The 15,952-nt window shown below is 65.8% G+C and carries 18 protein-coding genes; 11 read left to right on the top strand and 7 right to left on the bottom strand.

Going from position 1 to position 15,952, the window contains the following annotated elements; translation table 11 throughout:
- Positions 1–270: 270 nt before the first annotated feature.
- Positions 271–486, top strand: a complete 216-nt coding sequence (locus ACZ5LB_RS00665) for a hypothetical protein (protein WP_464604239.1) — start codon at positions 271–273, stop codon at positions 484–486.
- A gap of 49 nt (positions 487–535) precedes the next feature.
- Here ACZ5LB_RS00665 and ACZ5LB_RS00660 read toward each other — a convergent pair whose 3' ends face one another.
- The 4 genes from ACZ5LB_RS00660 to ACZ5LB_RS00645 form a co-directional block, all read right to left on the bottom strand.
- Positions 536–958 carry an ExbD/TolR family protein gene (locus tag ACZ5LB_RS00660; RefSeq protein WP_464604238.1) on the bottom strand — a complete coding sequence of 141 codons (423 nt, stop codon included), beginning with the start codon at positions 956–958 and terminating at the stop codon, positions 536–538.
- Between the two features lie 71 nt (positions 959–1,029).
- A complete protein-coding gene (locus ACZ5LB_RS00655; protein ID WP_464604237.1) occupies positions 1,030–1,461 on the bottom strand; it encodes an ExbD/TolR family protein in 432 nt (143 codons plus the stop codon).
- A gap of 138 nt (positions 1,462–1,599) precedes the next feature.
- Positions 1,600–2,331, bottom strand: coding sequence for a MotA/TolQ/ExbB proton channel family protein (locus ACZ5LB_RS00650; RefSeq protein WP_464604236.1), 732 nt, complete (start codon positions 2,329–2,331; stop codon positions 1,600–1,602).
- A gap of 237 nt (positions 2,332–2,568) precedes the next feature.
- Positions 2,569–3,381 (bottom strand): energy transducer TonB, encoded by an 813-nt coding sequence (locus ACZ5LB_RS00645; RefSeq protein WP_464604235.1) that lies wholly within the window; start codon positions 3,379–3,381, stop codon positions 2,569–2,571.
- Positions 3,382–3,648: 267 nt separating this feature from the next.
- Between ACZ5LB_RS00645 and tgt the strand changes: the two genes are divergently transcribed.
- The 4 genes from tgt (at position 3,649) to secF (ending at position 8,008) form a co-directional block, all read left to right on the top strand.
- Positions 3,649–4,782, top strand: a complete 1,134-nt coding sequence (tgt, locus tag ACZ5LB_RS00640; RefSeq protein WP_464604234.1) for a tRNA guanosine(34) transglycosylase Tgt — start codon at positions 3,649–3,651, stop codon at positions 4,780–4,782.
- Complete coding sequence (yajC, locus tag ACZ5LB_RS00635; RefSeq protein ID WP_464604233.1) at positions 4,783–5,091, top strand: preprotein translocase subunit YajC; 309 nt, start codon at positions 4,783–4,785, stop codon at positions 5,089–5,091. It begins immediately after the preceding gene.
- Positions 5,092–5,160: 69 nt separating this feature from the next.
- Entirely contained in the window at positions 5,161–6,792 is a 1,632-nt protein-coding gene (gene secD, locus ACZ5LB_RS00630) for a protein translocase subunit SecD (RefSeq protein WP_464604232.1), read from the top strand.
- A gap of 13 nt (positions 6,793–6,805) precedes the next feature.
- On the top strand, positions 6,806–8,008 hold the full coding sequence (secF, locus tag ACZ5LB_RS00625) for a protein translocase subunit SecF (protein ID WP_464604231.1): 1,203 nt from the start codon (positions 6,806–6,808) through the stop codon (positions 8,006–8,008).
- A gap of 110 nt (positions 8,009–8,118) precedes the next feature.
- Here secF and ACZ5LB_RS00620 read toward each other — a convergent pair whose 3' ends face one another.
- Positions 8,119–8,613, bottom strand: coding sequence for a DUF421 domain-containing protein (locus tag ACZ5LB_RS00620; RefSeq protein ID WP_464604230.1), 495 nt, complete (start codon positions 8,611–8,613; stop codon positions 8,119–8,121).
- A gap of 3 nt (positions 8,614–8,616) precedes the next feature.
- Complete coding sequence (locus ACZ5LB_RS00615) at positions 8,617–9,189, bottom strand: tautomerase family protein (protein WP_464604229.1); 573 nt, start codon at positions 9,187–9,189, stop codon at positions 8,617–8,619.
- A gap of 205 nt (positions 9,190–9,394) precedes the next feature.
- Here ACZ5LB_RS00615 and ACZ5LB_RS00610 point away from each other — a divergent pair, with 205 nt between their 5' ends.
- The 6 genes from ACZ5LB_RS00610 to ACZ5LB_RS00585 all read left to right on the top strand — a co-directional run bounded on the left by ACZ5LB_RS00610 (position 9,395) and on the right by ACZ5LB_RS00585 (position 15,076).
- A complete protein-coding gene (locus ACZ5LB_RS00610) occupies positions 9,395–9,802 on the top strand; it encodes a Fur family transcriptional regulator (protein ID WP_464604228.1) in 408 nt (135 codons plus the stop codon).
- Between the two features lie 57 nt (positions 9,803–9,859).
- The gene (locus ACZ5LB_RS00605) at positions 9,860–11,095 is read left to right on the top strand and encodes a methyl-accepting chemotaxis protein (RefSeq protein WP_464604227.1); all 1,236 of its coding nucleotides are present in this window, start codon (positions 9,860–9,862) and stop codon (positions 11,093–11,095) included.
- Positions 11,096–11,131: 36 nt separating this feature from the next.
- Positions 11,132–12,199 (top strand): adenosine deaminase, encoded by a 1,068-nt coding sequence (gene add / locus ACZ5LB_RS00600; protein ID WP_464604226.1) that lies wholly within the window; start codon positions 11,132–11,134, stop codon positions 12,197–12,199.
- A gap of 35 nt (positions 12,200–12,234) precedes the next feature.
- A complete protein-coding gene (locus tag ACZ5LB_RS00595; protein ID WP_464604225.1) occupies positions 12,235–13,230 on the top strand; it encodes a DHH family phosphoesterase in 996 nt (331 codons plus the stop codon).
- Between the two features lie 93 nt (positions 13,231–13,323).
- Entirely contained in the window at positions 13,324–14,010 is a 687-nt protein-coding gene (gene ribA / locus ACZ5LB_RS00590; protein WP_464604224.1) for a GTP cyclohydrolase II, read from the top strand.
- A gap of 16 nt (positions 14,011–14,026) precedes the next feature.
- On the top strand, positions 14,027–15,076 hold the full coding sequence (locus ACZ5LB_RS00585) for a threonine aldolase family protein (protein WP_464604223.1): 1,050 nt from the start codon (positions 14,027–14,029) through the stop codon (positions 15,074–15,076).
- A gap of 304 nt (positions 15,077–15,380) precedes the next feature.
- Here ACZ5LB_RS00585 and ACZ5LB_RS00580 read toward each other — a convergent pair whose 3' ends face one another.
- Positions 15,381–15,950, bottom strand: coding sequence for a hypothetical protein (locus ACZ5LB_RS00580; protein ID WP_464604222.1), 570 nt, complete (start codon positions 15,948–15,950; stop codon positions 15,381–15,383).
- Positions 15,951–15,952: the final 2 nt, after the last annotated feature.

Genomic DNA, 15,952 nt, shown 5'->3' with positions numbered 1-15,952 from the left:
CGTTTCGTTGTCGCCGGCAAGCCGGCGCCAACGATTGAATTGGCCAGGGATAGAGGGGATGGACGAGGGTGAGGAAGGATAAGGGAGAATCAAAATCAGCTTCGTTTCAGGCTTTCCCGCGAAAGCCCAGCCGCCGGCCCTCCGAATCCCCTTGATCCCGTGGGCGTTCGGCGAAAAAATACCCATCGCCCCCCGGCAAGTTCAACGCGCGGTCCAAACCCGGCCGGATTCCCCTTCGGGAACCCGGGCCGGCCCACCGGAGACAGGTCCATGACCCCCGACGCCCTCCTCGCCTTCATCATCGTGGCCTCCCTGGCCGCCATGGTCCTGGTGCTGGCGGTGGTGTTCGGCAACAACCGCCGCCGCCGGGAGCGCCGGCGGCGGCGGCTGTTCGCACCCATCGAGCGCCGCAAGAAGGCCCGGCGGCAGAAGTCCATCGGCCCCTACCTGGCCTGGCGGGTCAAGCTCCTGCGCGGCCGGAAATGAGAACGGGCCGGAAGATTCCGGCCCGTTCCCTCGGATCCCTGGGGATCGTCTAGCTGGTGGGGGTGCGCTTCTTGACCGCGGCCACCACCTTCACGTCGCCGCCGTCCAGGCCGGTGCCGACGAATTCCGGACGGAGGGCGGTTTCCCGCTTGGCCCGGTCGCTGGCGACCTTGATCTGGTCGAGGACGTTGACGGCATACTGGTACGCCTGCTCCTCATCCACCCGCAGGAAGACCTTGCGCATGCCCGAAGGCTGCAGCTGGACCACGGGGGAGAGCTTGTCGGCCAGCTCGGAGAGCTGGATCTTGTCGTTCTGGAGCATGAGATCGCCGTTCTGGTCGATGGTGACGACCAGAGGGGGATTCTTCGGATCGGGCGGGGTGGGACGATCCACCTTCACCACCTGGGGCACCACGACGGGCAGGGCCTTGGAGAGGCCGGGCACCATCACGATGAACACGATCAGAAGCACGAGAACGATGTCGATGAGGGGCGTAACGTTGATATCGCTTTTGGCTTTGCCCTTAGGGCCACCGGCGTCCATTATTTGGCCCCCCCAGTGCTCTTGTCCTCGCTGGTGACGATGGAGGCCTCGTCGGCCCCGCCCTCACGGCAGATCTGGAAGAGCTCGTCCACGTTTTTGAAGGGAATGTCGGCGTCGGCCTTGATGAACACGCGCCGATCGGAAAGGTACATCATCGACTGCTTGATGTATGCGATGAGCTGCTGCTTCTTGGCGTCATCCTTGTAGGTGAACGTCAGAGCGTTGCCCTTGGCATCCTTGGCGTCCTTGTCGTCCACCATGATCGGGGCCGGGCCATCGATGACGCCCTTGGCGTCGCGGTGGGCGGGGAGGATCAGGGTGAGGTACTTGGCACCTGCCTGGGTTTCGGGTTTCAGACTGTGCTTGGACAGCGGGAGCCGCACAGCGTTGTTCACGGCGGGCGTGATCACGATGAAGATGATCAGCAGCACCAGAACGATGTCCACAAGTGGGGTTACGTTGATATCCGCTTTAACCCCAGACTTGCCACCACCACCTGCATCCATGGTGACCTCCTAGATAGGTCCGGGGAATCCTTCTCAGGGTTCCCCGGGACCGGGGTTAAATTCTTAGGCCTGCTGGCTCTCGCGGCGGATGAACTCGTCGATCATCTGGCTGGCGGCGTTGTTGATGTTGGTGACCATCTTGTCCTGCTGGGCGGTGTAGAGGTTGTAGATCCACACGGCGGGAATGGCGGCCATCAGACCGAGGGCGGTGGTGCCCAGGGCCTCACCGATGGAACCGGCCAGGGCGTTGATGTCGCCGGCGCCCTTGGTCTTCAGGTCGGAGAACACCTTGATGATGCCGATGACGGTGCCGAGCAGGCCGATGAAGGGGGCCAGGGCGCCGATGGTGGCCAGGCCGAGCATGCCCTTCTTGAGCAGGTCGGTGACTTCGGCGGTGCCGCGGACGATAGCGCGCTCAACGGGCTGGATCACGTCGTGGGACTCGTGGAGGGCCTTGAGCTGCTTCTCGTACTGGAAGATGTCCAGGCCGTGCTTGAGGACCAGGGCGATGTGGCTCTTGTTGTGGGTGGTGGCGGCGCGCTTGGCGGCCTCGAAGTCACCGCGGCGGAGGGTGTCCATGAAGAGCTTGAGGAACTTGCGGGAGGCGGCGTTGGACTGGGCGTAGACGATGCCGCGCTCGATGGCCGTGTAGATCTGGAGGAGGATGAGGAGGATCAGGATGCCGATGATGACCTTGTTCACCGGGGAAGCGGCTTCCCAGATCTGCTTGGGGCCGAAGGCGTTTTCAGCGGCTTCTGCGATGGCGAGGAAGAAGGGGGAGGCAAGCAGGCTCATTTGGATTCCTTATGGGATGAGGTGGCTTGAGAGGGGGCCTCGGGAGAGGCGGAAGGTTGCGTTCTGGAGTCCTGGATCACGGGATCCAACGTGGGCGCGGGGGCCTGTGAGGGTGCCGGTTGCAGGTTCAACGCACCGGGCTTCGAGGCGCCGCCGCCGAAGGCGACGAGCGTTGCTGCGAGGGCGATGGCTAGACCAGCACCCAACCATGCGGGACGGGACATGTTCGGCACGTCCCTACTTCAGCCTGAAGGGCATGGTCAGCTTGAACCGCGCCGTCTGCGCCACGCCGTTGAGCATGGCGGGCTCGAACTTCCAGCCCATGGCATAGTTCTCGGCGGTCTGCCGAAGCTGGGCCGGGCCTTCCACGGCGTGGGCGGCGATGGGGATGCCATCGGGACCCACGGTGATCTCCACCACCACGGTGCCCTGGATGCGGGCGATCTTGGCGAGGGCCGGATACGGGGGCGCGGGGGGCTGGAACTTGATCTTCATCTGGCTGAAGTCGAAGTCCACCACGTGCGAGGTGCCGGCGCCGGCAACGGACATGCCGCCGGTGGCGGGGCCCGCCGAACCGCTGACGCCGCCGCCCGGAACGCCGGAGCTGGAGCTCTGGCTGGAGGCGTAGCGCAGGGTGAGGTCCTGCTTGGGAAGCTCCCGGGGCGCGACCTCAGGCACCATATCCTGGTTGGGATTGATGGGCGGCGGCGGAGGCGCCTCCTTCATCTGGATCTTGGGGGCCGGGGCGGCGGGGGCCGCGGGGGCCGGCGGGGGAGGCGGGGGGGGCGGCGGCGGCGCTTCGGCCTGCTCGGTCAGGTCAACGCCCATGGTCTTGATGACCTTCTTGCCGGCCTCCGTCTGGGTCGCCAGCATGTACCCGAACGCACCGAAGACGGCGTAGGACACGAGGGTCATGGGGATGGTGACCAGGGGACTCGCGCCGTGCACGGCCGAGTTCCCCGAAGACAGGTTGGACCTGTATACGAGGTCCTCCAGGGTCTCCTTGGAAGCGCCGTTGGGAGGAGGGTTGGTCTTGGGGTCTTTGCTCATGCGACTCCCGAAAAAAGCTGAAATGAGAAAAAAATGGAGCCGGATCTGTCTTGAGAACAGAAACGGCTCTTAACCAAAGGTCGAATGATCCGGGGCAGGCCCAGCGGTTAAGATTACAAGCTGCCTGATCGGCGTCAAGTGCTGAAATCCGCATTGGCAGGGGATTTAGGACGTTCGCCACACTTTTTCCAACATCGTGACACGGACCCCCATCCTGGGGCATTTCCGTGATATTCACGTGACAGTTCATAGGGGTTTGTCACAGACATGTCACATGCCATTTCAAGGTTCATCCAGGATTCATCTTCCGGCGACGCCCGGTCCGGCCGTTTCGACACGACCCGGGGCCCCGTGCTCACGCCGGCCTTCATGCCCGTGGGCACCCAGGGCACCGTCAAGGGCATCACGCCCGCGCAGCTGGCGGAGATCGGCCCCCAGGCGATCCTGGGCAACACCTACCACCTGGGCCTGCGCCCCGGGGACGGGCTGGTGCGCGACCTGGGCGGGCTGCACGCGTTCATGGCCTGGCCCGGCCCCATCCTCACGGATTCCGGCGGCTTCCAGGTCTTCTCCCTGGCCTCGCTGCGGCGGATCAAGGAGGAGGGCGTCACCTTCCAGAGCCACATCGACGGCTCCACCCACTTCCTCTCGCCCGAACGGAGCATGGAGATCCAGCGCAACCTCGGCTCGGACATCGTCATGGCCCTGGATGAATGTCCGCCCGGGCGCCTTGACCGGCCCGGCCTGGAGCTGTCCATGGCCCGCACCACCCGCTGGCTGAAGCGCTGCCGGGACTTCCCGCTGGGGGAGCGCCAGGGGCTCTTCGCCATCAACCAGGGGGGCGTCCACCTGGACCTGCGTTCGCGCCACCTCGAAGAGATCCTCGAGATCGACGCGGCCACGCCCTTCCAGGGCTTCGCCGTGGGCGGGCTCAGCGTGGGCGAGCCCAAGGAGGAGATGAACGCGCTCCTGGCCGACTTCGTGCGCCTCATGCCCGCCGACCGGCCCCGCTACCTCATGGGCGTGGGCACCCCCGAGGACCTCCTCTTCGGCATCGAGCACGGCGTGGACCTCTTCGACTGCGTCCTGCCCACCCGGGAGGCCCGCCACGGGACCCTGCTCACCTCGCGGGGACGTGTGAAGATCAAGAACGCCCGGCACCGGGAAAGCGACCGCCCCCTGGATCCCGATTGCAACTGCTACACATGCAAGACTTTTTCCCGCGCCTACCTGCACCACCTGTTCCGGGCGGGAGAGATGCTGGCATCCACCCTCAACAGCATCCATAACCTGAGCTACACTGTTGGGCTGACTCGAGCCGCGCGGCGGGCCATCCAGGAGGAACGGTTCCCGGATTTCGCCAACCGCACCAGGGAACATTGGAACCAAGAGGAGCCTTGAATGAATCTAGCCCTTCTACAGCAAGCCCAGCAGGGATCCCCCTTCGGTCCCATCATCCTCTTCGGCGGCATGGCCCTGCTGTTCTATTTCCTCCTGATCCGCCCCCAGAGCAAGGCCCGCAAGCAGATGGAGGAACGCCTCTCCAAGCTCAAGGCCGGCGACGAGGTGCTGCTCACCTCGGGCTTCTACGCCGTCATCGACCGGGTCGAGGACAAGAACATCTACCTCAAGCTGGGCAGCTCCATCGTCAAGGCCCGCCGCACCGCGGTGGCGGCCCTGGCCGCGGAACCCGCCCCCGAGCAGAACTGACCCCTTGATCATTTGTCTTGCCGAGGGCGGGGATTCACGTTCCCGCTCTCCTTTCGTCGGAGCCCATTCGTGACCAAGCGGAGCCTCTGGCGCCTGATCTTCACCACCCTGATCTGCGGCGCCTGCGCGTACTTCTTCGTCCCCCTCTCCAAGGTCCGGCTGGGCCTTGACCTCAAGGGCGGGGTGCACTTCGAACTCGAGGTCCAGGGCCACGAGGCCCTCGAGGCCGACCTGCGCGACACCCGGGACCGGCTCGTGGACCGTCTTCGCGAGAAGGGTTTCGCCGAAGCCGTGGTCCGCCTGGAGGGCATGACCCTCAAGGCCCAGGGCGTCCCCGCGGACCGCCAGGCCGAGGTCCAGAAGATCCTCGCCGGGTTCAGCGGCTACGACGCCGCCTTCTCCGGCGACACGGTCGTGCTGACCCAGAAGACCGGGTACCAGAAGAGCCTCAAGGACGACGCCAACAAGCGCGCCCAGCAGATCATCGAGAACCGCATCAACCAGTTCGGCGTGGCGGAGCCCGAGATCACCCCCACCGGCGCCGAAGGCAACCGCATCGTCGTGGAACTGCCCGGCGTGGGCGACGCCGAGCGCGAGCGCATCAAGGGCCTGCTCACCACCCCGGGCCGCCTGGAGCAGCGCCTGGTGGCCAAGCAGGACACCACCAACGGCATCGGCTGGCGCACCCGCGAGGAGGCCATGGGCCACTTCGCCGGCAACCTCCCCGCCGGCACCGAGCTCCTGCCCCTGCCCCTTTCGGAACGCGAAGCCCGCCGCGAAGGCAGGTCCTTCCAGGCTCCCGCCGCCGGCCAGGCCGAGCCCATCCGCTCCTGGGTCCTGGTGGAGGAGAAGGTCTACGTGGACGGCGCCGACATCACCAAGGCCGACCCCACCGTCAACCCCCAGACCGACCAGTACGAGATCAGCTACGTCCTGAACAAGAAGGGCGCCGACGACTTCTACAACCTCTCGGGCATCGCCTCGGAGGAGAACCGCCGCATCGCCGTGGTGCTGGACCGCAAGGTCGTGAGCGTGCTCTGGTGCAAGGAGAAGATCCCCGGCGGCGCCGTGCGCATCACCGGCCAGTTCTCCAAGGAGGAGGCCGACGACTTCGCCCTCAAGCTCAAGAGCGGCGCCATGCGCGCCAGCATGAAGTTCCTTGAGGAGCGGGCCATGGGTCCGAGCCTGGGCGCCGACGCCATCGCCTCGGGCGTCCGGGGCGCCCTCATCGGCTTCATCGCGGTCATCGGCTTCATGGTCTTCTACTACCGGTGGTCGGGCGTGAACGCCGTGGTGGCCCTCACGGTGAACATCATCGTGATGCTGGGCCTCATGGGTTCCTTCCACGCGGTCATCACCCTGCCCGGCATCGCCGGCTTCGCCCTGACCGTGGGCATGGCGGTGGACGCCAACATCCTGATCTTCGAGCGCATACGAGAGGAACTCGGCAACGGGAAATCCGTTGCCGGCGCCATCCAGGCCGGGTTCGACCGGGTGTTCTGGACCATCGTGGACAGCCACGTCACCCAGCTCGTTTCGGCCATCCTCCTCTTCATCTTCGGCACGGGGCCGGTCAAGGGATTCGCCGTGACCCTCACGGTGGGCGTCGCAGCCTCCCTGTTCACCAGCATCTACATCAGCCGGTTCATCTACGACTGGATCCTGGAACGCCACCCCGGCACCAAGACCCTCTCCATCTAACAGGCCCGCCCAGATGAAAATTTTCGAGAATCTCCCCCACATTCCCTTCATGAAGTATTCGAAGGTCGCCCTGATCCTCTCCTGGGGCGTGATCGTCGCCTGCATCCTGTGGATCCACCCCTGGAAGGGCGCGGACGCCCACGTGAAGCTGGGCATGCAGTTCACCGGCGGCATCGACATGATGGTGGCCTTCAAGGGCAACGTCCAGCAGGAGGACGTGCGCAACGCCCTGTACGCCGGCGGCATCCAGCAGGCCGGCGTCGTGGCCTACCAGGACAAGCCCGGCGTGGCCATGTTCTCCATCAAGGTCAAGGCCCGGAAGGGCCAGGACGAGAAGGACGCCAGCTCCCAGATCAAGCAGATCACCGCCGCCCTTCGGAGCCTGGACGCCAAGGCCGCCAGCGACCACCGCATGGACCTCAACACGGAAAGCGTCGGCGCGATCGTGGACACCTGGATCAAGGCCAACCCCCTGGGCATCCAGGGCGACGAGACCGCGATCCGCATGGCCTACGAACCCTACGTGGACAAGGTCATCAAGGCCCGCGAGAAGGCCAGCCCCATGTCCGACTACAACCAGCTCCCCTCCGACCTCCCCGGCGCCCTGCGGGCCAGCCTGGAGAAGGACTACCGCCTGGGCAACCTGACCATCCTGAAGAACGAGAGCTTCTCCCCCTCGATCTCGGGCGAATGGACCTGGAAGACCCTTTCCGCGGTGGGCTGGGCCCTGGTGGCCATCCTCGTCTACGTCCTCTTCCGCTTCACCCTGAGCTTCTCCATCGGCGGCATCGTGGCGCTGGTGCACGACATCCTCATGGCCCTGGGCCTGTTCGTGCTCTTCGGGTTCGAGTTCTCGGTGCCGGTGGTGGCCAGCTTCCTGATCCTCATCGGCTACTCCATGGCCGACACGATCGTGGTCTTCGACCGCATCCGCGAGAACAGCCACAAGCCGGAATACCGCCGGGTGGACATCACCAAGCTGGTGGACGACTCCATCAACCAGACCCTGAGCCGCACCATCCTCACCTCCATGTCCGTGCTGTTCGTGGCCATGTGCCTGTTCTTCTGGGGCGGCCACGCCCTGCGCGACCTGGCGTTCCCCCTGGTGGCGGGCGTGCTCACCGGCACCTACTCGTCCATCTTCATCGCCTCGCCGGTGGTGGTCTTCCTGGACCACAAGTTCGGCGGGAAAGAGAAGCTCAAGCAGCACGCCTGACGGGTGCGGCGCAGGTCGCCGTTCCCCCGCGATCCCGGCGAACCGGTACCTCAGCCCTTCGGGGCGGGCCGGGGCGCCGGGATCCTCGCATGCGGGCGGGTCCGGGGCCTTCAGCGGGCCTTGGGGATGACGCTGATGTGGCCGTTGGTCTCCAGGATGGCCACGTGGACCTCCTCCACCCCGCCCAGGCCCGCGGCGCGCAGTGCGGCCATCAGTTCGTGCTGGGTGACCTCCTCGGAGGCCAGGACCGACGGAATCACCTTCCCGTTGTGCACAAGCACCAGCGGAATGCCTTCCACGAACTTCTGCACCTTCTTGCTCCGGTAGGTGGCCCAGCTCACCAGGGCGTTGAGGCCCACCAGGGTGCCCGCCAGGATGAACCCCGCCGTGACCGTGTTGTCGCCCGCGTTCATGCTGTTCTGCACGGCGTTGGACAGGATCAGGAGCAGGACCAGGTCGAAGGGCGAAAGCTGGCCCACCTGGCGCTTGCCGGTGAGGCGCAGGATCAGGAGCAGGAAGCCGTAGACCAGGGCTCCCCGCAGGGCGAACTCCCACCACGGCTGGCCCAGTTTCCAGAGGCTCACACCCACCGGCAGGGCCGCCACGGGTCAGTTTCCGCCGGGCTCGTCATCGCCCCGCTTCACGAGGCGGGGGGAGCCGGAGGCGGGCTGGCTGGACATGCCCTTCCACACATAACGGGTGCCGCGCTTCTGCCCCTGCTTGAGAATGACCCCCTCGTCCTCGAGCTCGGAAAAAAACCGCCGGAGCGTGGCCGGCGCCCAGTCGCAGGTCTTGAGTCCCAGTTCCTCCTGGGCCTGGAAGCTGCTGAGGGCCCCCTGCAGTTGCAGGGTCTGGACCAGCTGGGCCTTCAGGGCCAGCAGCTCGCCCTTGGACCGCCGAAGCTTGTTCTTGTAATCAGGAATCATATCCTTCTCGAACGCCGCCACCGCCGGCGCCGGGGGCGGGGGGGCCGGCTTGGGGGCCGGGGCCTCCGCCCTCACCCCGTCCACTTCGAAAAGCAGGCCCCCGTCCAGCAGGATATCGGCGTCTTCCCGGCCGAAAAGGACCACCACCGAACCCGCCGGGATGCCCTCCCCGTGGAACGCCTCGATGATCCGGTCGCCGATCCGGGTTTTCTGTTCTTTTGAAAGGGGGTTGGATTTGATGTGTATCAAAGGCATACACACTCCTTTAAAACGGGGGTGATTTCAATTTAATCTGTATTATGAATGAGGGGGAATTCTTTTTGATCCCTTTAACGACTTTTCCACACTGGGAGTATCCATGTCCCCTGATCCGACGCTGCCTTCCCGAGCTCCTTCCACCGAAGCGCACCGATTCGAAGCCTATCTCCGGAGCAAGAAGCTCAAACTAACGGGCGAGCGTATGGAGATTCTCGCGACCATCTTCCGCAAAGACAGCCACTTCGACGCCGAGGAACTGCATGCGGAACTCAAGACGCTGGGACGCGATATCAGCCGCGCCACCGTCTACCGCACCCTGGACCTCCTGGTGCAATGCGGTCTCGTGCGCAAGAGCAGCCTGGGTTCCAGCCACGCGAACTACGAGGCGGCCCATGAGAATGAGCATCATGATCACCTGATCTGCCTGGCATGCAACAAGGTCTTCGAGTTCTACCGCGCCGACCTGGAGACGCTCCAGGACGCCATCTGCCAGGAACGCACGTTCAAGCCCCTGCACCACAGCCTGCAGATCTTCGGCCTCTGCGCCGACTGCGTGGACAAGACGGACGAGAACGCCATCCGGACGAAGGTCGCCCAGATCCACACCTAGGTGGCGCGCGGGTAAACGGCACGGGACGGCTCCGGCCGGCCTTGGCGTGGAGGAAGGATGAACCTGCTCAAGCTCCTGAAGATCCGTACCCGGCTGCTGGTCATCGTCCTCGGCTGCAGCTTCGCCCTCGTGTGCCTGGGCATGGCCGGCGTGTACTACCTCCGGGCCATGGAAGCCACCCACGGCAACGTGGAGGCCAACCGCATCGTGGCCGCCGAGGCCATGCGCACCACATTGGCCCTGCTGACCTTCTTCATCGTATGCGGCGCGGGCGCGGGGGTGCTCATCAGCGTGAGCATCCATTCCTCCATCAGCCAGATCACCCGGCGAATGCATGACCTGGCCGAGGGCGAGGGCGACCTCACCCAGCGCATCACCGTCGTGGGCGCCGACGAGCTCAGCCAGTTGGCCGGCTACATCAACACGTTCATCCTCAAGGCCCACGCCACCGTGGCCCATTCCGTGGCCGCCGCCAACGAGACCGCGGCTTCCAGCAACGAGCTCTCGGCCATCTCCCGGGACCTGGCCGGCAACGTCACCAGCCAGTGCGAGCTCGCGGAGAACAGTTCCAACCTCATGACCGACGTGGCCCGCAACCTCGACGTGACCGAGGAGATGTCCATCACCACCACCGAGACCCTGGAATCCACGGAGAAGGTCCTGGGTGCCTTCGTGGCCACCCTGGCCGAGGTGGGCGGCGTGGTCATCGCCGAAGGGGAGAAGCAGTCCCGCATGGCCGCGCGCATGCGCGAGCTGAGCGAGGACGCCCAGGGCATCAACAACGTGCTGGGGATCATCGCCGACATCGCGAACCAGACCAACCTCCTGGCCCTGAACGCCTCCATCGAGGCGGCCCACGCGCGGGAGGCCGGCAAGGGCTTCGCGGTGGTGGCCGAGGAGATCCGCAAGCTGGCCGCCAAGACCCAGGGGTCCCTGGTGGAGATCAACATCAACGTCAAGGAGGTGGTGGACGGCATCGAGGCCATGTGCGCGGAGACGGACCGGGCCTCGCAGCAGATGCTGGGCGTGTCCGACCGCACCCGCGGCCTCCTGGACGACGCGGGAACCACCGGCACCAAGCTCAAGGACTCCGTGGCCACATCCTCGGACCTGGTGCGCAAGACGACCTACATCGCCACCCGCACCAAGGATCTCATCGAGACCATGAACAGCCTGGTGGACCTGTCCAACCGCAACAAGAACGCCGCCCAGGGCGTGGAGGCGGTCTCCACGAACCTCGCCGCGAAGTCCGAGGACCTGCGCAGCTCCCTGAGCCACTTCCGGGTCGAATAGCATAGAAGAAACCGGGTCCGCCCGGTAAACTGAGGGATGCGAAAACTCACTCTCGAAGACATCCAGCGCCTCCCCAAGACCGACCTGCACGTTCATCTGGACGGTAGCCTGCGCCTCGCCACCATCCTCGAGCTGGCCCAGGAGCAGGGGGTCGACCTTCCGGGCACCACCATCGAGACCTTGCGCCCCTTCGTGGAGGTGGGCGAGGAGTGCACCTCCCTGGTGGACTACCTCAAGGCCTTCGACGTCACCCTGTCGGTGATGCAGACCTACGATTCCCTGGTGCGCACGGCGTACGAACTGGCCGAGGACGCCGCCGCGGAGAACGTCCGGTACCTGGAGGTGCGCTACAGCCCCATCCTGCACCAGCAGAAGGGCCTGACCCTGCACCACATCGTGCAGGCCGTGGTGGAGGGCCTCGCCAAGGCGGAGAAGGACTTCAACATCAAGACCGGCGTCATCCTCTGCGGCATCCGGCACATCAGCCCGGAGCTGTCCAACCGCCTGGCCGACCTCACGGTGGCCTTCAAGAACAAGGGCGTGGTGGGCTTCGACCTGGCCGGCGCGGAGGAGGACTTCCCCGCCAAGAAGCACCGGGAGGCCTTCAGCCGCGTGCTGGCCAACAACATCAACTGCACCTTGCATGCCGGCGAGGCCTACGGGCCCGAGAGCATCCACCAGGCCATCCACCTCTGCGGCGCCCACCGCATCGGCCACGGCGTCCGCCTCATCGAGAACGGGGACCTGCTCAACTACGTGAACGACCACCGCATCCCCCTGGAGTGCTGCCCCTCCTCCAACGTGCAGACCCGGGCCGTGCGCACCATGGCCGAGCACCCCATCCGCCTCTTCTACGACCTGGGCCTGCGGGTGACCGTGAACACGGACAACCGCATGGTGACCCGCACCACCGTCAGCGAGGAGTACCTCCACCTGCACGAGAGCCTGGGTTTCACCCTGGACGAAATCAAGGAGCTCATCATCATGGGCTTCAAGAGCGCCTTCCTGCCCTACGCGGTGAAGCGGGCCCTGCTCTCGGACGTGGTGAACGAGCTGAAGTCCTTCCAGCCCCACAGCCTGGAGAGCAAGAAGGAACAGCTATGACCCGCTTGTGCTACAGTTGACCAAAGAGGTCGGAATTGCTGAACCGCTTCAATGCATTTCTTGAAAACCAGGACCGGATCCTGCTGACCACCCATGAGAATCCGGACGGCGACGGCATCGGCGCCATGGTGGGCCTGGCCCACTACCTGAAGGCCCGGGGCAAGGCGGTTCGCATCGTCGTCCATCCCCACCTTCCGGAATTCCTGGGCTTCATGGATCCCGAAGGCTGGGTGGAGGCCCTGGACCTGGAAGGCCGGCACCGGGATTTGGCCGCCTGGCCCAGCGCCTGGATCATCGTGGACGCCTCGGAACCCCACCGCCTGGGCCCGCTGCTCCCGGCCTTCCAGGCCACCTCCGCCGTCACCGCCTGCCTGGACCACCACCTGAAGGACGCCCCCGCGGGGTTCGACCAGGAGTTCACGGACCCCACGGCCTCCGCCAGCGCCGAGCTGGTGTACGACCTGGCCGTGGCCCACCTGCCCCTTCCCCTGCCCGCGTCCATGGCCGACGCCCTGTATGCCGGCGTCGTGGAGGACACGGGCAATTTCCGCTTTTCCAACGCAACCCCCAAGGTGCACCGCATGGCCGCCCAGCTCATCGAGCAGGGCGTGGCGCCGGCCCGCATCTACCAGAACCTCTACCACCAGGGACGCCTGCAGAAGCTCCGCCTGACCGGTCGGGCCTTCGACAAGCTGGTCCTGCTGGGCGAGGGCCGCTACGCGCGCATCAGCCTCACCCAGGCCGACCTGGACGCCTGCGGGGCGGACCACGACGACATGGAGACCCTCGTGAACCGCCCCCTGGAACTGCGGGGCGTGGAAGTGTCCTGCCTGCTCTACCAGTTGGCCGATGGGCGCATCAAGGCGAGCCTCCGGTCCCGGGAACGGGCGAACGTGAACCAGGTCTGCCGCCGCTTCGGCGGGGGCGGCCACCGGCTCGCGTCGGGCGCCAAGCTGGACGGCCCCCTTTCCAGGGCCCAGAATGAGATGGACGCGGCCGTGCTCGCCCAGCTGGAGGCCGACCTCACCTGATCACCCCCCGGATCGCGCGCCCCCCGCCACGGTCCCATGTTCATGCCTATTCCACACCCCCTTTCACGAATCGCAGACCGCGGAATGAAACGCATGGCCCCCAAAGACAGCAGCAGCGCCCCGCACCTGGAAATCGCCCCGGACTCCCCCCTGGAAGTGGTGACGCGCTTCGAGACCGAATCGGTGCCCTTCGTGGCCAAGGCCAACGTTCCCTCAATCTTCGGGAAATACGTCGTGTACGGCTTCCTGGAGAAGATGACCGGCAAGGAGCACCTGGCCATCGTCTCCGGCGACATCGACGCCCGGAAGCGGGTGAACGTGCGCATCCACAGCGAGTGCTGGACGGGCGACGTGCTGGGCAGCCTCAAGTGCGACTGCCGCGCCCAGCTGGAATCCGCCCTGCGCTACGTGGGCGAGCACGGCGGCATCGTGCTCTACCTGCGCCAGGAGGGCCGCGGCATCGGCCTCCTGAACAAGCTCAAAGCCTACGCGCTCCAGGAGCAGGGCTTCGACACGGTGGAGGCCAACCACGAACTGGGCTTCGCCGACGACCTGCGCACCTACGAATCGGCCGTGGAGATGCTGAGGTTCTTCGGGATCCGGAAGGTGCGGCTGCTCACGAACAACCCCAGGAAGATCAACGCCCTGGAAGGGGCCGGGATCCACGTGCAGCGGGAGGCGCACCAGCTGGCGTCCAATCCCTACAACCTGAAATACCTGAAGACCAAGGCCAGCAAGTCCGGACACATGCTGGACTTCAAGGAAGACCCGAAGCTGTAGCTGGTTGGAGCCCGCATTGAACGCACCCGACGCCTTCCCACGCGGTTTCGCCAGCGACAACTTCGCGGGGGTCCATCCCCGGATCATGGAGGCCATACAGGCCTGCAACCACGGACACGCCATGGCCTACGGCGAGGACGCCGTGACGGCCCGGGCCCGGGCCGCCTTCGACGCGCTCTTCGGGCGGGAGGTCGCCACCCACTTCGTCTTCAACGGCACAGGCGCCAACGTCACCGCGCTCATGGCCTTCGCCAAACCCTACGGGGCCGTGCTCTGCTCGGACGTGGCGCACCTCTGCAACGACGAGAGCACCGCACCGGAGCGGTTCCTGGGCATGCGGCTGCTCCCGCTGCGCTCCGTGGACGGGAAGATCGATCCCGGGGCCCTGGCGGACGCCCTGGGCCGCGCCCACGGGGTGCACGGCGCGGTGCCGGTCGCCCTCACCCTCACCCAGCCCACGGAGCTGGGGACGGTGTACACCGTGGCCGAACTGGCCACCCTCGTGGATCTGGCCCACGCCCACGGCCTGGGCGTGCACGTGGACGGCGCGCGCCTGGGATGCGCCGTGGCCTCCACCGGGGTGTCCGCCCGCGACATGCTGGGGGACGTGGACGCCCTCAGCTTCGGCGGCACCAAGCAGGGCATGCTGGGCGGAGAAGCCGTTGTCTTCCTCAAGCCCGGCCTGGGCCCGGACTATCCCTTCCACCAGAAGCACGCCATGCAGCTGGCCTCCAAGATGCGCTTCACCGCCGCGCAGTTCGAGGCCCTCCTGGCGGACGGCCTCTGGATCGAGAACGGCCGCAGGGCCAATGCCGCGGCCAAGGCCCTGGAAGCCGCGGTGAAGGACCTCCCCTGCGTCCAGGTGGCCTTCCCCGTGGAGTCCAACGCCGTCTTCGCGAGGATCCCGGTGCCGATGCTGGCGCCCCTCCAGACCGAGACCTTCTTCTGGCCCTGGGACGAACGGGCCGGACTGGTGCGGTGGATGTGCGCATGGGATTCGCGTCCGGAGGACGTGGCCACGTTCGTGGCGGCGATCCGGAGCCTGGAACGTGTTGGCATCTCATAGGCCCATTGCATAGCCTGCGACGTCCTCTGGCTTCGGCTCTGATCGTCCCGTACCAGGCATTTCGGCGCATGCGAGAACCCACTGGACGCACTGCGTCGAGTCTGGGGCGCCGGGAAAAGAAGAATGAAATCAGTTCACCCAGCGCCTCAGCGAGCCCCCAGCGCCCCAGCGTTTCATCTTTTTGCCCGGTATTCGCAGCGCACCGGTTTCATGCGATGAAATCAAACAATTCCAATTGCCATCCAGCACCGACCCGATCGGGTATAAGCCATCCCCGCCCAAACATCCCGAACAGATCCGGCAGCTATTCGTCCCGCCTAGGCAGGATGAGGCTCCTCTGGACCCGCTCGAGGTTGCCGTGGAGGCGCACCAGTTTCCACGCCAGGATCATCGAGTAGCCCAGCCACACCCACAGCAGCCGCGGATCGCAGGGGGTGCGCTTGAGCGGCTCCAGGCCCAGGTCGATGCGCAGGCCGTACAGGAACCACACCACCACCCCGAACGCGATGAGCAGGTGGCCCCAGCGGATCCAGTAAGGCCGCAGGCACTCCTGGGTCTTCCACTTGAGCAGGAGCCAGCGTTCCATGACGGGGGTCTTGGCCTCGGCGAAATTCAGGGCCACGAGCTGGTCCACCAGGGGGGCGTAGTTGTGGACCTTGAGCTCGGCCAGCTCCTCCTCGCCGTTGATCCTGCGCAGGAAGGCGGAGCGGATCTTGCCGACGCATTCCTCCCAGGGGGCCTCCTCCCGGTGCAGGGCCAGGTGGAGGCGCACCAGCCCCACCCACAGGAGGGCCTGCCACAGGAGGACACCCCACAGCGACAGGCCCTGCCAGCCATGGTTGCGCGCCAGTTCCAGAAAGCGGCTCAGATCCATTC

This window comes from Mesoterricola sp. MK458 (assembly GCF_055384935.1).
This window is presented reverse-complemented; position numbering and strand designations above follow the sequence as displayed.

Coding starts and splice junctions, on each gene's coding strand:
- yajC (WP_464604233.1), top strand. CDS start 4,783: ATGAATCTAGCCCTTCTACAGCAAGCCCAGCAGGGATCCCCCTTCGGT.
- ACZ5LB_RS00615 (WP_464604229.1), bottom strand. CDS start 9,189: ATGCCTTTGATACACATCAAATCCAACCCCCTTTCAAAAGAACAGAAA.
- ACZ5LB_RS00610 (WP_464604228.1), top strand. CDS start 9,395: ATGGAGATTCTCGCGACCATCTTCCGCAAAGACAGCCACTTCGACGCC.
- add (WP_464604226.1), top strand. CDS start 11,132: ATGCGAAAACTCACTCTCGAAGACATCCAGCGCCTCCCCAAGACCGAC.
- ACZ5LB_RS00650 (WP_464604236.1), bottom strand. CDS start 2,331: ATGAGCCTGCTTGCCTCCCCCTTCTTCCTCGCCATCGCAGAAGCCGCT.
- ribA (WP_464604224.1), top strand. CDS start 13,324: ATGGCCCCCAAAGACAGCAGCAGCGCCCCGCACCTGGAAATCGCCCCG.
- ACZ5LB_RS00605 (WP_464604227.1), top strand. CDS start 9,860: ATGAACCTGCTCAAGCTCCTGAAGATCCGTACCCGGCTGCTGGTCATC.
- ACZ5LB_RS00645 (WP_464604235.1), bottom strand. CDS start 3,381: ATGAGCAAAGACCCCAAGACCAACCCTCCTCCCAACGGCGCTTCCAAG.
- ACZ5LB_RS00580 (WP_464604222.1), bottom strand. CDS start 15,950: ATGGATCTGAGCCGCTTTCTGGAACTGGCGCGCAACCATGGCTGGCAG.
- tgt (WP_464604234.1), top strand. CDS start 3,649: ATGTCACATGCCATTTCAAGGTTCATCCAGGATTCATCTTCCGGCGAC.
- secF (WP_464604231.1), top strand. CDS start 6,806: ATGAAAATTTTCGAGAATCTCCCCCACATTCCCTTCATGAAGTATTCG.
- ACZ5LB_RS00665 (WP_464604239.1), top strand. CDS start 271: ATGACCCCCGACGCCCTCCTCGCCTTCATCATCGTGGCCTCCCTGGCC.